The following is a 12,859-nucleotide window of genomic DNA, read 5'->3' as shown; positions in this document are numbered from 1 at the left end:
GGCCTTAAGCCCTTGGTGGGTGGGGGTCCGGGGGAGGGCAAAGCCCTCCCCCGCCGCGTCATTCCCGCCCCAGCGGCGTCCCCATCGCGGCCTGGGCTTCCTGGGCCTTGGCCGGGCCGCGCAGGAAGCGGGCGACGACGACGGCGAGGATGGCGCCGGTCAGGGGGCCGATGATGTAGACCCACCAGGTCGAGAGGTCGCCGCGCGCCACGTCGGGGCCGAAGGCGCGGGCGGGGTTCATCGCCGCGCCCTGGAAGGGGCCGCCCATGGTGCCGAGCGACATGACGTAGGCGCCCACCGCGATCGGGATGAACTGGCCGTTCAGCTTTGGGCCGTTCGCCATGGAGAGCACCATGAGCACCATGCCGAAGGTGAGGACGGCTTCGAAGGCCGCGGCCTGGGGCGCGAGGCCGGGTGGCGGTTGGGTCGCGGCCAGGTTGCCCTCGATGCCGAAGAAGCCGCGGGCGAGCATGGAGCCGGCGACCCCGGCGATGAGCTGCACGACCACGTAGGCGCCGCACATCACCCAGCCCATGTCGCCGCGCAGCGTGAAGGCGAAGGTCATGGCCGGGTTGAAATGCGCGCTGATATCGCCGAGGAAATACACCGCCGCGACCAGCCACAGCGCCGAGACGGCCGACAGGATGAAGGCCGCCTGGAAGGGATGCACGGGCGCGCCGGCATACAGCGCCAGGATCGCCGCGCCGGCCGAGAGCACGAAGGTCAGCCCCGCCGTGCCGATGAATTCCGCCACCAGGCGGCGGGCGCGGTGCTCGGGGTTGCGCCAGTCGGCATTGAAGCGCTCGGGGCCGACCTGCTGCGCGAGCGCGTCCTGTCCGTGGGGCGCCACGTTCAGCCCTCCGCCGCGACGTAGGGCTTCACCATCTTGGCAGGGTCGACCACGCGGTCGAATTCGGCCTCGTCCACATAGCCGAGCTTGAGTGCGGCGGCCTTGAGCGTGAGGTCGTGGTCCATGGCGTAGTGCGCGATGGCCGAGGCCTTGTCGTAGCCGATCACCGGCGACAGCGCGGTGACCAGCATCAGCGACTGTTCGACATAGCCCGCGATCTTCTTGAGGTTGGGTGTGGTGCCCTCGACCAGGAAGGTGCGGAAATTGGTCATGCTGTCGGTCAGCAGCGTGATGGAGTGCGTGACGTTGTAGATGATCAGCGGCTTGTAGACATTCATCTCGAGGTAGCCGCCCGCGCCGCCGAAGCCGACCGCCATGTCGTTCGCCATGACCTGCACGGCGGCCATGGTCAGTGCCTCGGCCTGGGTCGGGTTGACCTTGCCGGGCATGATCGACGATCCGGGCTCGTTGGCCGGCACGTTGAGTTCCGCGAAGCCGGCACGCGGGCCGCAGGACATCAGGCGGATGTCGTTGCCGATCTTGTAGAGCGAGACCGCCAGCGTGCGCAGGCAGCCGGAGAACTGCACCAGCGCGTCATGGCTGCCCTGCACGGTGAACTTGTTGGGCGCGGTGACGAAAGGCAGGCCCGTGAGCTTCGCGATCTGCGCCGCCGCCGCGACATCGAAGCCCGGCGCGGAATTGATGCCGGTGCCGACCGCGGTGCCGCCGAGTGCGAGCTTGTAGACATCGCCCAGCGCGGCCTCGATGCGCGCGATGCCATCGGCCAGCAGGCCCGCATAGCCCGACCATTCCTGGCCGAGCGTGAGCGGTGTGGCGTCCTGCATGTGGGTGCGGCCGATCTTGACGATGTCCTTCCATTCCTCGGCCTTCCTGGCGATGGCATCGTGCAGCGCCTGGAGTGCGGGCAGCAGGCGCTGCTTCGCGCCCAGCGCGGTCGCGATGTACATCGCCGAGGGGAATGAATCATTGGACGACTGCGCCATGTTGACGTGGTCGTTCGGATGCACCGGCGCGTGGGAGCCGAGCGGCGTGCCGGCCATCTGGCAGCAGCGGTTGGAGATCACCTCATTCACGTTCATGTTGAACTGCGTGCCGGAGCCGGTCATCCAGACATGCAGCGGGAACATGTCGTGGTGCTGGCCGGCCAGGATCTCGTCGCAGGTGGCGACGATCAGCCTGAACTGTTCGTCCGCCAGGCGCTTGTCCGCGTGGTTCGCGATGGCGGCACCCTTCTTGAGGATGGCGTAGGACGTGATCATCTCGCGCGGGATCAGGTCGCGCGCGATGGAAAAGTGTTCCAGCGATCGCTGCGTCTGCGCGCCCCACAGCTTGTCCGCGGGTACCTCGACCACCCCGAGGCTGTCGGTTTCCTTGCGCGTGTCGGCCATCGGATCGGCTCCTGTTGGGCGGGCGGGAGGCTATCGTCGGTCGCGCAACGATGCCAGTGCATCCTTCGCCGACCGCGCCCCCCCCGCGCATTGATCCCGCGACCTGCCTGCGCGAGCCTGCGCCGACGCCGCGACATCGCCGCAGGGAAGGGACACCGCCATGGCCTCCGACGCCGCCGAAGCCATCATCGAGGCACGCCGCAGCCGCCGCATCCTCGCACCGCTCGGCAGGCTGGCGCCGGCCACACCCGAGGCCGGCTACGCGCTGCAGAAGGAGGTCGCGCTGCGCCTGGGCGGGCTGCCACCGGCGGGCTTCAAGATCGGCGCCACCACGACGCAGATGCAGGCCTATCTGGGGCTGTCCGGCCCGGCGGCGGGCTTCGTGCCGAAGGCCGGGCTGAAGCGCACGCCGGCCAGCGTCCGGCACGCGGACTACGTCGACCCGGGCATCGAATGCGAGGTCGGCCTGCGGCTCGCACGCGACATCCCGGCCGGGCGGTGTACCGCGGAGGAAGCGGCGGATGCGGTGGGCGAGGTCTTCGCCGCCATGGAGATCGTGGATCGGCGTTATGGCGACCTGGCGGTGCTGGGCACGCCGACGCTGATCGCCGACCAGGTCTTCCATGCCGGCGGCGTGCTGGGCCCGCCGGTGGCGGGGTGGCGGGCGCTGGGGCTGGACCTCGCGGCGGTGCGCGGGCGGGTGTCGGTGGATGGCGCGGTGAAGGGCGAGGGTATCGGCGCGGACCTGATGGGGCACCCGTTCGCGGCCCTCGCCTGGCTGGCCGGGTCGGGCTGCGCCGCAGTGTTCGGCGGGCTGCGCGCGGGGCAGGTGGTGTTCCTGGGATCGGTCACGCCGCCGATCTGGATCGACGGGCCGTGCCACACCGTGGTGGAATTCGACGGGCTGGGGCGGGTGGAACTGGACTTCACCTGAGGCGCGGGCGGTCCGCGCGACAGCCGGCGATGCGTGCGGCGCTGGCATTGCGGCGCGGCATCGGCCGGGCGCGAGACGCCGCGCCGCGTGTCGCGCCCTCGACGCACGGCGCATCCGGCCATCGCCGCGACCGGCGGTGGGGCCAGGCGCGCCCCGTCGCGGATGGATGCGCGCATCGGCGCGACGGTCCGCCGCGTCGTTGCCCGAGGCCTTGCGCATCGCGATGGCAGCCCATCTGCAGGGCATGACGGATCACGCGACCCTTCCCGGCGGCGGCCTGTTCGCGCAGGCCTGGGCGATGCTGCGGCCGCCGGCGGTCGATGCGTTGTACGGCCTGCTGGGCACGCGCGCCTTCACCGCGCGCGGGCTGTGGCTGAACCTCGGCTATTGGCGGGATGCGCGCAGCATCGAGGAAGCCTGCCCCGCGCTCGCGCTGCTGGTCGGCCAGGCCGCGGCGATCGGGCCGGAGGATGACGTCGTCGATGTCGGCTTCGGCTTCGCCGACCAGGACATGCTGTGGGCCCGCCAATTCGCGCCGCGCCGCATCACCGGCCTGAACGTGACGCCGCTGCATGTGCGGCTGGGGCGCGCGCGGGTGCGGCGCGCGGGGCTCGCGGACCGCATCGACCTGCGCGAGGGATCGGCCACCGCCATGCCGCTGCCCGATGCCTGCTGCGACGTGGTGACCGCGCTGGAATGCGCCTTCCACTTCGACACGCGCGCGGGTTTCCTGGCCGAGGCCTTTCGCGTGTTGCGCCCGGGCGGGCGCATCGTGCTGGCGGACATCATCCCCGCGGCAGCGGCGGGGGGCGCGCTGCGGCGGCGCTGGCAGCGTGCATCCTGGCGCGCCCTGGCCCGCGCGCTGGCGATCCCCGCCGCCAATGCCGACGCGCGGGACGGCTACGCCGCGCGCTTCGGTGCTGCCGGCTTCGCCGCGCCGGAGATCCGGTCGATCGGCGCGGATGTCTTCCCCGGCTTCCACCACGCGCTGCGCGAGGACGCGGCGTTCTTCGCGCGGCTGCCGGGATCCGCGCGACTGGCATACCGCCCGCTACTGCGCTTCGAGGCCGGCGATGTCTATGCCGGCCTCGACTACGTGCTCGCGAGCGCGCGCAAGCCTCAGGCGTGACGGACGGCGTTCCGCCCGCCGCCTGGAGAGCGCGAGGGTGAAACCGCCAGGGGCCTGGCTTCAGTAATAGCCGCGACGCTGGCGCGGTGCGGTCAGCGCGCCCACCGCCGCACCGCCGGCGCCGCCGATCGCCGCACCCGCCAGCGGCGACCCGCCGGTGAGCGCGGCAATGCCCGCACCGCCAGCCGCACCGAGCCCACCGCCCAGCAGCGCGCGCTGGCCGACAGGGTCGGAACACGCCGCCACGCCAAGCCCGAGCAGCGCCACGGCGGCGACACGAATGGAAGTCCAGGACATGCGCGATTCCCTTCTGCTGTGTCCGATGCGCGCAGCACAGCCGGGGCGTGCGGCGCGGATCGGGCAAAATCGGGGCAAGCCCTGCCCCTGGAATCACGAACGCTTCAGCCGGCTTTCTTCTTCCGCCCGCCCTTCATCTTCTTCGGGTCGTAGCCACCACCGCCGGGGCCGAGCGGCTTGGGCTTCCAGTCGGCGCGGGGCGCCGCCTCGCGCAGCGAACGGCCGGCGAGGTTCGGCTCCAGGCCGAGGTCGAGCGCCTCCAGCCGCTTGATCTCGTCGCGCAGACGCGCGGCGGTCTCGAATTCCAGGTCCGCGGCAGCCGCGCGCATCTTGCGTTCCAACTCGGCGATCGACGCGCGCAGGTCCTTGCCGACGAAGTTCGTCGTGGTGTCGTCCTCGACCGCCTCGACCGTGACGTAGTCGCCCTGCGACACATCGCGCAGCACGTCGGCGATCTCGCGCCTGATGGTGGTGGGGGTGATGCCGTGGTCGGTGTTCCAGGCGGTCTGCTTGGTGCGGCGGCGCTCGGTTTCCTCCAGCGCACGCTTGAGGCTGTTGGTCATGGTGTCGGCATAGAGCACCACGCGGCCCTCGACGTTGCGCGCGGCGCGGCCGATGGTCTGGATCAGCGCGGTGGCCGACCGCAGGAATCCTTCCTTGTCGGCATCCAGGATCGCGACCAGCGCGCATTCGGGAATGTCGAGGCCCTCGCGCAGCAGGTTGATGCCGACCAGCACGTCGAAGACGCCCTTGCGGAGATCGCGGATGATCTCGATGCGCTCGAGCGTGTCGACATCGCTGTGCAGGTAGCGCACGCGGATGCCCGCTTCCGTCATGTATTCGGTCAGGTCCTCGGCCATGCGCTTGGTCAGCGTGGTCACAAGCACGCGCCCGCCGGCCTGCGACACGGTGCGGCATTCCGCCAGCAGGTCGTCCACCTGGCCTTCGACGGGACGGATTTCGCAGACCGGGTCGACCAGGCCGGTCGGGCGGATCACCTGTTCGGCGAAGGCGCCGCCGGTGCGTTCCATCTCCCACGGGCCGGGTGTCGCGGACACGAACACCGTCTGCGGGCGATAAGCGTCCCATTCCTCGAATTTCAGCGGGCGGTTGTCGGTGCAACTCGGCAGGCGGAAGCCGAATTCGCTCAGGATCGCCTTGCGCGCGTAGTCGCCGCGATACATCCCGCCGATCTGCGGCACGGTCACGTGGCTTTCGTCGACCACCAGCACGGCGTTGTCGGGCAGGTACTCGAACAGCGTCGGCGGCGGGTCGCCCGGGTTGCGGCCGGTCAGGTAGCGGGAATAGTTCTCGATGCCTTTGCAGGAGCCGGTCGTCTCCATCATCTCGATGTCGAAGATGGTGCGCTGTTCGAGGCGCTGGCGCTCCAGCAGCTTGCCCTCGGCCTCCAGCACCGCGAGGCGTTCCTTCAGCTCCTCCTTGATGCGCCCGATGGCCTGCGTGAGCGTGGGGCGCGGCGTGACGTAGTGGCTGTTGGCGTAGATCGCGACGCGCTCCATCTCGGACGTGACCTCGCCGGTCAGCGGGTCGAATTCGCGGATGCCGTCGATCTCGTCGCCGAACAGGGAGATGCGCCAGGCGCGGTCATCGAGGTGCGATGGCCAGATGTCCACGCTCTCGCCGCGCACGCGGAAGGTGCCGCGCGCGAAGAAGGCGTCATTGCGGCGGTATTGCTGTTCGACCAGGCCCTTGACCAGCGCGTCGCGGTCGATCCGCCCGCCGCGTTCGAGCTTCACGACCATCCGGCTGTAGGTCTCGACCGAGCCGATGCCGTAGATGCAGGACACCGAGGCCACGATGACCACGTCGTTGCGTTCGAGCAGCGCCTGCGTGGCGGAATGGCGCATGCGGTCGATCTGCTCGTTGATCTGCGAGTCCTTCTCGATATACGTGTCGGTGCGCGGCACATAGGCTTCCGGCTGGAAGTAGTCGTAGTAGGAGACGAAGTATTCCACCGCGTTGTCCGGGAAGAACGACTTCATCTCGCCATAGAGCTGCGCGGCCAGGGTCTTGTTGGGGGCGAGCACCAGCGCCGGGCGCTGCAGGGCCTCGATCACCTTGGCCATGGTGAAGGTCTTGCCGGAGCCGGTGACGCCCAGCAGCACCTGGTCGCGCTCGCCCTGCTGCAGGCCGGCGGTCAGCTCGCGGATCGCCGCCGGCTGGTCGCCATTGGGCTCGAAGGGGGACACCACCTTGAGGCGGTTCTCCGAGGGTGGCGCGGGCCGCTTCTGCGGCATGAACAGGACGGGGCCGGGCGCGATCAGGTTCATGCGCGCAAGATGGGGTGTGGCGCCCGCCGGCGCCAGCCGGCCAAGACGAACGCTCCGGCGCCAGCCGGCCGAGATGAACGCTCCGGCGCCAGCCGGCCAAGACGAACGCTCCGGCGCCAGCCGGCCAGGACGAATCCGCCCGCGCCAGCCGGATCAGCCGCCCGCCAGCGCCGCCAGCCGGTCCCGCTGCACCTTGCCCGTGGCGGTGCGCGGCAGCGTCCCCACCACCACCACCCGGCGCGGCGCGCGCAGCCCCAGCTTCGCCCGGCAGGCCGCCGCCAGCGCCGCGACATCCAGCGCGCCGGGCGCGGTCTCGACCACCGCCAGCGCCGGGATGTCGCCCAGCGCGGGCGATCGCAGCGCGAAGGCGGCACAGTCCGCGACGCCGGGGAAGCCCTCCGCCGCACGCTCGATCTCCGCGGGAAAGATGTTGATGGTGCCGAGCATCATCATCTCGGCATCACGGCCGGCGAAGACCAGCGTGCCGTCGGGCTCGATCCAGCCGCGATCGCCGGGCTGGAACCAGCCGTCGTGGAAGGCGCGCGCCGCCGCCGGCGGATCGTCCAGGTAGCCTTGCGCCATGCCCGGCGCGCGCAGCCGCACCAGGCCCGGGACGCCCGGCGGCAGGTCGCGGCCGGCATCGTCCACGATGCGCAGCGCCACGCCCTCCAGCGGGCGGCCGACGCCATCGGGGTGGCGCGCATGGTCCGCGGGTCCGGCGAGCGTGATCGTGCCGACCTCGGTGGTCGAATAGTTCACCACCAGGCCGGGGGTGACCTCGGCCATCAGCCGCCGGCGCAGCGCCGGCGCCACCGCGGCGCCGAACACCGCCAGCGAGGTATGCGCCGGCCACGGATGCGCGCCCGCGCGCGCCTGCAGGTCGGCCAGCGCGGCGGCGCGTTCGGGCGGCAGCGTCACGCGCTCGATCCGAAAGCGCGCGCAGGCCTCCGCGAGGTCGGGCAGCGTCGCGCAATTGGACAGCACCGTGGTCGCGCCCAGGCTCAGCAGGCCAAGATGGTACTTGCGCGCATTGTTGTGCTCGACCGTGATGGATCGGTAGTAGACGCGGCCTTCGCCGGTGCGCCGGGCGATCTGCGCGGCGATGTCCGCTTCGCCCAGCCGCACCAGCTTGGGCCGGCCCGTGGTGCCCGAACTGCTGAGGACAAACCGCCCCGTGCGCGCCGGCGCGTCGTGCCCGCCGGCCATCGCGGCCGCGGGATCGAGGCGCAGGAAGGCCAGGCCCGGCAGCGCATCCGCCGCCTCGTCGCCGAGCAGCAGCGCCGGCCGCAGCCGCCCCGCGATGGCCTGGCGCAGCGCCGGCGGGTCGTGGCTTGCCAGCGACACCTGGTCGCAGCCCAGGCGCAGCAGGGCCAGCGCGGCGGTGATGTGGGCCATGTCGTCGCGCAGCGTCAGCGCGACCATGTCGCCTGGTGCGATCCCCTGGCGCGCCAGCCACGCGGCCAGCGCGCCGATGCGGCGGTCGAGCGCGCCATAGCTGACGCCGGCGCCGCGATCGACGAAGGCCAGGCGCCCGGGGTCGCGCCGCGCCCAGCCGGCGATCGCCAGGGTCAACGGACCGGACGCTGCGGCGGGCATGCTCAGGCCCGCGGCTTGCCCGCCAGCGCCGCCATCCGGGCGGCGTCGGGCATCTGCCCCTCGAACCACAGGGCGGCGCAGACCTGCGACAGGGCGTAGCCGTCATGGGCGATCCCGCTGGCCGTCTCCAGCCGCCAATGGCAGGCGGTGCCGCGGCGCACCGCCTCGGCGCGCGCGAAGGCCAGCAGGTGCTGCGCGCGGGCGAAGCGGTTCGCACCCTGCGCCAGCGCGGCCGGCAGCGTCGGCACCGAGGGGCCGGTGGTATCGAGATCCGCCTCGCCGGCCAGGATGGTCAGCGGCCATGCGAGCCGCGCCTCGACATCCGCATCCGTCAGGCCCAGCCCGCCGATGCCCTCGGGGAAGGGCCGCAGCAGGGTGGGCAGGCCATACCAGTTGGCATTGGCCGCCACGACGGCGCAGAAGGGCGAGCGGTCGGTCAGCAGGACCATGCGCTGGGCGAAGCCGGCGCCGGCGGAATGCCCGAACAGGAAAGCCTGGCGGCGCTTCGTGATGCCGGCGCGCTGCACCAGCGCCAGCATGCGCGCCGGCACATGATAGGCCCAGCGGCGCGATGGCGTGACCTCGCCATGCGCATCCACCACGCCGCCATCGTCGTAGGCCCGTGCGCCGGGATGGGTCTCCTGCGGGAAGCCGGGGGCCAGGATCAGCGCGCGGTGGCGGTCCGCGGCGTCGATCCAGTAGTCGCGGTATTCCTCGGCGTTGCGGGCCATGCCGTGCAGCACGAAGACCACCGGGCGGTCCGGCGTGTAGCCCTCGGGGCGATAGGCATGCAGCCAGACCGGATTGTCCGGGTCATGGATCGCATCGCCGAAGGGGAAGCTGATGCGGCCCGGCGCGGCGAAGGCGCGGGCAATGGCCTCGGCCTCGTTCACCGGGGGCGGCTCCGGCGGGCGGCGGCGATTCGCGGCAGGGCGTCGGGGCGGCGCAGGACCGGTCGGGCGGGGGCGGTGGCCAGGGTCATCACAGGCGATGTGTCGCCCTGTCGTCGCGCCGGCGCAAGCGTGCCAGGATCACGAATCGACACTGGAGCCGATGATGCGTGCCGCCTGGCTGAGCCTTTGCCTTATCCCCCTCCTTGGTGGCCCCCTGGCCAGCCCCGCCGAGGCGTCCGACCGGCGCTGCGGGTGGCTGCACAATCCCAGCCCCGGCAACTACTGGCTGACCGACCGCGACGGCGACTGGATCATGGCAAGCCAGGGCGCGCCGCAGACGCCCGGCATGAACCGCGTGCCGGACATGACCGTGCGGCAGTGGGTGCGTACCAATGGCTACTATGGCTATGGCTGCGCCTGCGTGGTGATGGACGCCGATGCGCGCCGCACCGTGCGGCGCATCCACGCCGTCGAGCAACTGCCGCTGGCGCGCTGCCAGAACGACCGGACCCTGCCGCCGCCCTGACCGAGGCTATTCCGGCCTGATGCCGACGCTCTGCGCGACCTGCCGCCAGGTCGCCAGTTCCGTGCGGATGCGGGTGGTGAAGGCCTCGGGTCCCGAGAAATCCGGCACCGCCGCCTGGGTCGCGAGCTTGGTGCGGGTGTCCTCGGTGCGGCTGATGGCCGCGAGGTCGCGGGCGATGCGCGCGACCAGGTCGGACGGCGTGCGCGCCGGCGCCATGACGCCGAACCACACGCCGGAATCGGGCACCGGATGGCCGAGTTCGGCCATCGTCGGCACGTCCGGCAGTTCGGCCGCGCGCCGCGGGCCGAGCACGGCCAGCGGCCGGATATGCCCCGCCTGGTAGGGCCCGACCGCGCCCGCCATGCCGTGCGCCAGCAGCGGCACGCGCCCGCCGATCACGTCCTGCATCAGCGGCGCCGTGCCGCGATAGGGCACGTGGTTGAGCTGAATGCCGAGCGCGCGGGACATCGTCTCCCCGCCGAAATGCCCGGTGCCGCCGACCCCGGTGCTGCCGAAGGCGAGCGTGCCGGGCGCGGCGCGCGCGGCGGCCACGACCGCGGCGATGTCCCGCCACGGCTGGCCCGCCGCGCACCAGAACACGTTGGGCGCCGAGCAGAAGGTGCCGACCGGCGCGAAGGCCTCCGGCAGGGCGTAGGGCAGGCTGGGGTGGATCGCCGCGTTCAGCACGACCGAATTGGACGCGAAGAACAGCGTGAGCCCGTCCGGCGCCGCGCGCGCGACGACCTCGGCGGCGACCGAGGAGGAGGCGCCGGCGCGGTTCTCGACCACCACGGCCTGGCCCCAGGCGGCCTGCAGGCCGGTGGCGGCGATGCGGCCGATGAAGTCGGTCGGCCCACCCGGCGGGAAGCCGATCAGCAGCCGCACCGGCCGGTCGGGCCAGGCGGGCTGGGCGCGCAACGCGGTGGGGACCAGCACTCCGGGCAGCGCGAGCAGCGCACGGCGCGTCGGGTCGATGCGTGGCATGCGTGATTTCCCCCCACAGCGTCCATGGACCGCAGGGACGTCGGTGTCCCGATCCTCGGGTCCTTCGGCCTTCGTTCCTGGCCCACCAGGCCCAGCTTTTCAGTGGCCTGCTGGTCCGCTCCGTTCGTCGCGAAGGGCGCGGACGCAGCGGACAGGACGCTACGACAGATCCCGGTCGGAGGGAATCTTCCGGCCGGGTGACGATGCTTTCGACGACCAGGGACCCGGGCGTTGTCGCGAGCCTGGCCGGGCCGCAGTGGCAGGGTGCCGGCCTCGCCCTGGCCGCCGCGTCGCGCCCGGCCAGGGCGCGGCGCGGTGCCGGCGGTCAGCCGGGGACGGTGGTGCCCGCGGCGGCGATGGCGACCACATTCGCCGCGCGCTGGCCCGGCGGCAGCGCGTCCAGCACCGCCGCGATCCCCGCATAGGCCTGGAGGTCGCCCGGCCGGTGGAAGCCGTAGCCGAGCGTCGCGAGCAGGCGCAGCAGGCGCTCCGCGACCTCGCGGCTGTCGGAAGGCGTGCCCTGATAGAGCTCGAGGTCGATCGCCGGGCGGAACCGCCGCAGCGTGTCCATCGCGCCCTGCACGACGCGCGTCTCGAACCCATCGGTGTCGCACTTGATGAAGTCGACCCGCGTCACCGGATCCTGCGCCAGGTAGGCATCGAGCGTGGCCAGGCGGATCGCCTGGCGCCGCGTCTCCACCCGCCCGTCCAGCCGGTAGCCCACCGGGATATCGGCCGGCGGGCAGGTTTCCTCGGTGTCCGACAGCCCGGCCTGCACGGTGGTGACCTGCGGGACGGCGTTGAGCGCCAGGTTCGCCTGCAGCCGGGCATAGGTCCAATCCGCCGGTTCGAAGGCGATGACGCGGCCGGTGGGGCCGACCAGCCGCGCCATGACCAGCGTGACGAAGCCGATATTGGCGCCGACGTCGATCGCCACACCGCCCTGCGGCAGCAGCCGCCGGGCGGTCTCGACCGTCTCGGGTTCCCAGGTGCCGGTGAAGTAGATGCGCGAATCGATCCGCTGGTCGATGTCGATGTTCATGCGCAGGCCCTGGGCGTCGTGCACGAACATCTCGCCGCGCCGCAGCCCGCGCCGCAGCCGCACGCCGCGCACCAGGACGCGCACCACGATGGCGTCGAGCACGGCGCGGAAGGGAAGCCGGCGGTACAGGTCGAAGGCGAGGAGGGCGGCGTTGCGCATCGGCGGACCAGGCTTCCTGTTCTGCGCGCCCGTGGCGGCGACCCGGGGGATCGTGCGCGCCCGCCGGCCGGGCCCGGCCACCGGGCATGGCGACAGGATCACCCGGCGCGGCGATGGGCGCAAATGGGGCCGAATCCGGCGCCGGTGTCTGCGACGCGGGTCACAGGGGCGGGGCCGCGGGCATGCCGGGTGAGGGATTCGAACCCCCGACCTTCGGTTTACAAAACCGCTGCACTACCACTGTGCTAACCCGGCGCCGTCCTTTCGTGTAGCAGAGCGACCTCCCGCGGCAACCCGAACCCGACTCCGATTCGGCCGGGCCGCCCCCATCTCCCGAGGGCCCCCGGACCCGTCGATGCGCCTTTCGCCCCGAGACCGCCAACCGCCGCAGGCGCCGGCCGCCGCGTCTGCGCCCATGCCCTGGGGGCCGATGGCGCCGCGCCGCCGGGGCGGCGGCAGGCTGCCGGTCGCGGCGCTGGTATCGGTGCTGCTGCACGGGCTGTTCATCGCGGCGGTGGTGCTGGATATCGACCCGCGCCGCGCCCGCCGGCCCGAGGAACTGCCGCCGCCCACCTTCGCCGTGGTGTTCCAGGGCGGGTCCGACCAGGCGCCGCGCGCCGCCGAGGCACCCGAGGACGCCCCCACCCCCGACCCCGGCGCGCTGCCTGCGCCACCGCCACCCCCGCCCTTGCCGACGCCGCCGGTGCCACCCGCGCCGCCGGTCGCGGCCGCGCCGCCCACCGCCGCAC

12 protein-coding genes and 1 tRNA gene are annotated in these 12,859 nt (G+C 72.4%); 4 read left to right on the top strand and 9 right to left on the bottom strand.

From position 1 onward, the window contains the following. Window positions 1-58: 58 nt before the first annotated feature. Together LQ222_RS25095 and LQ222_RS25090 are read right to left on the bottom strand one after the other, a co-directional pair. Window positions 59-850 (bottom strand): MIP/aquaporin family protein, encoded by a 792-nt coding sequence (locus tag LQ222_RS25095; protein ID WP_230169611.1) that lies wholly within the window; start codon window positions 848-850, stop codon window positions 59-61. Between the two features lie 2 nt (window positions 851-852). After that, window positions 853-2,259, bottom strand: a complete 1,407-nt coding sequence (locus LQ222_RS25090) for a lyase family protein (protein ID WP_230169610.1) — start codon at window positions 2,257-2,259, stop codon at window positions 853-855. Window positions 2,260-2,419: 160 nt separating this feature from the next. Here LQ222_RS25090 and LQ222_RS25085 point away from each other — a divergent pair, with 160 nt between their 5' ends. Both LQ222_RS25085 and LQ222_RS25080 read left to right on the top strand, forming a co-directional pair. Beyond that, on the top strand, window positions 2,420-3,193 hold the full coding sequence (locus LQ222_RS25085) for a 2-keto-4-pentenoate hydratase (protein ID WP_230169609.1): 774 nt from the start codon (window positions 2,420-2,422) through the stop codon (window positions 3,191-3,193). A 223-nt stretch (window positions 3,194-3,416) separates the two neighbouring features. Continuing rightward, on the top strand, window positions 3,417-4,322 hold the full coding sequence (locus LQ222_RS25080) for a class I SAM-dependent methyltransferase (protein WP_230169608.1): 906 nt from the start codon (window positions 3,417-3,419) through the stop codon (window positions 4,320-4,322). Window positions 4,323-4,382: 60 nt separating this feature from the next. On the opposite strand, the gene LQ222_RS25075 is transcribed toward LQ222_RS25080, so the two are convergent. The 4 genes from LQ222_RS25075 to LQ222_RS25060 form a co-directional block, all read right to left on the bottom strand. Continuing rightward, window positions 4,383-4,619, bottom strand: a complete 237-nt coding sequence (locus LQ222_RS25075) for a hypothetical protein (protein ID WP_230169607.1) — start codon at window positions 4,617-4,619, stop codon at window positions 4,383-4,385. Between the two features lie 104 nt (window positions 4,620-4,723). Next, window positions 4,724-6,910, bottom strand: a complete 2,187-nt coding sequence (uvrB, locus tag LQ222_RS25070; RefSeq protein ID WP_305800040.1) for an excinuclease ABC subunit UvrB — start codon at window positions 6,908-6,910, stop codon at window positions 4,724-4,726. Window positions 6,911-7,063: 153 nt separating this feature from the next. After that, entirely contained in the window at window positions 7,064-8,482 is a 1,419-nt protein-coding gene (locus LQ222_RS25065; RefSeq protein WP_230169606.1) for a class I adenylate-forming enzyme family protein, read from the bottom strand. Window positions 8,483-8,508: 26 nt separating this feature from the next. Next, on the bottom strand, window positions 8,509-9,399 hold the full coding sequence (locus LQ222_RS25060) for an alpha/beta hydrolase (protein ID WP_230169605.1): 891 nt from the start codon (window positions 9,397-9,399) through the stop codon (window positions 8,509-8,511). Window positions 9,400-9,562: 163 nt separating this feature from the next. Between LQ222_RS25060 and LQ222_RS25055 the strand changes: the two genes are divergently transcribed. Continuing rightward, complete coding sequence (locus LQ222_RS25055; protein ID WP_230169604.1) at window positions 9,563-9,925, top strand: DUF4087 domain-containing protein; 363 nt, start codon at window positions 9,563-9,565, stop codon at window positions 9,923-9,925. Window positions 9,926-9,931: 6 nt separating this feature from the next. Here the strand turns inward: LQ222_RS25055 and LQ222_RS25050 are convergent, their stop codons facing one another. The 3 genes from LQ222_RS25050 to LQ222_RS25040 form a co-directional block, all read right to left on the bottom strand. Beyond that, window positions 9,932-10,909 carry a tripartite tricarboxylate transporter substrate binding protein gene (locus LQ222_RS25050; RefSeq protein WP_230169603.1) on the bottom strand — a complete coding sequence of 326 codons (978 nt, stop codon included), beginning with the start codon at window positions 10,907-10,909 and terminating at the stop codon, window positions 9,932-9,934. Between the two features lie 325 nt (window positions 10,910-11,234). Beyond that, window positions 11,235-12,110 (bottom strand): FkbM family methyltransferase, encoded by an 876-nt coding sequence (locus tag LQ222_RS25045; RefSeq protein ID WP_230169602.1) that lies wholly within the window; start codon window positions 12,108-12,110, stop codon window positions 11,235-11,237. 183 nt (window positions 12,111-12,293) lie between these two features. Next, window positions 12,294-12,365: transfer RNA gene (locus LQ222_RS25040), tRNA-Thr, on the bottom strand. Between the two features lie 175 nt (window positions 12,366-12,540). On the opposite strand from LQ222_RS25040, the gene LQ222_RS25035 reads away from it, so the two are divergent. After that, a partial coding sequence (locus tag LQ222_RS25035; protein ID WP_230169601.1) for a hypothetical protein occupies window positions 12,541-12,859 on the top strand: 319 nt, incomplete at its 3' end.

Origin of the sequence: Roseomonas sp. CECT 9278, from assembly GCF_918698155.1 — a bacterium.
Taxonomy (GTDB): domain Bacteria; phylum Pseudomonadota; class Alphaproteobacteria; order Acetobacterales; family Acetobacteraceae; genus Neoroseomonas.
This window is presented reverse-complemented; position numbering and strand designations above follow the sequence as displayed.

Excerpts from the sequence above, each read along its gene's own strand:
- LQ222_RS25090 (WP_230169610.1), bottom strand. The coding sequence starts at position 2,259 with ATGGCCGACACGCGCAAGGAAACCGACAGCCTCGGGGTGGTCGAGGTA.
- LQ222_RS25085 (WP_230169609.1), top strand. The coding sequence starts at position 2,420 with ATGGCCTCCGACGCCGCCGAAGCCATCATCGAGGCACGCCGCAGCCGC.
- LQ222_RS25080 (WP_230169608.1), top strand. The coding sequence starts at position 3,417 with ATGGCAGCCCATCTGCAGGGCATGACGGATCACGCGACCCTTCCCGGC.
- LQ222_RS25075 (WP_230169607.1), bottom strand. The coding sequence starts at position 4,619 with ATGTCCTGGACTTCCATTCGTGTCGCCGCCGTGGCGCTGCTCGGGCTT.
- uvrB (WP_305800040.1), bottom strand. The coding sequence starts at position 6,910 with ATGAACCTGATCGCGCCCGGCCCCGTCCTGTTCATGCCGCAGAAGCGG.
- LQ222_RS25055 (WP_230169604.1), top strand. The coding sequence starts at position 9,563 with ATGCGTGCCGCCTGGCTGAGCCTTTGCCTTATCCCCCTCCTTGGTGGC.
- LQ222_RS25050 (WP_230169603.1), bottom strand. The coding sequence starts at position 10,909 with ATGCCACGCATCGACCCGACGCGCCGTGCGCTGCTCGCGCTGCCCGGA.
- LQ222_RS25045 (WP_230169602.1), bottom strand. The coding sequence starts at position 12,110 with ATGCGCAACGCCGCCCTCCTCGCCTTCGACCTGTACCGCCGGCTTCCC.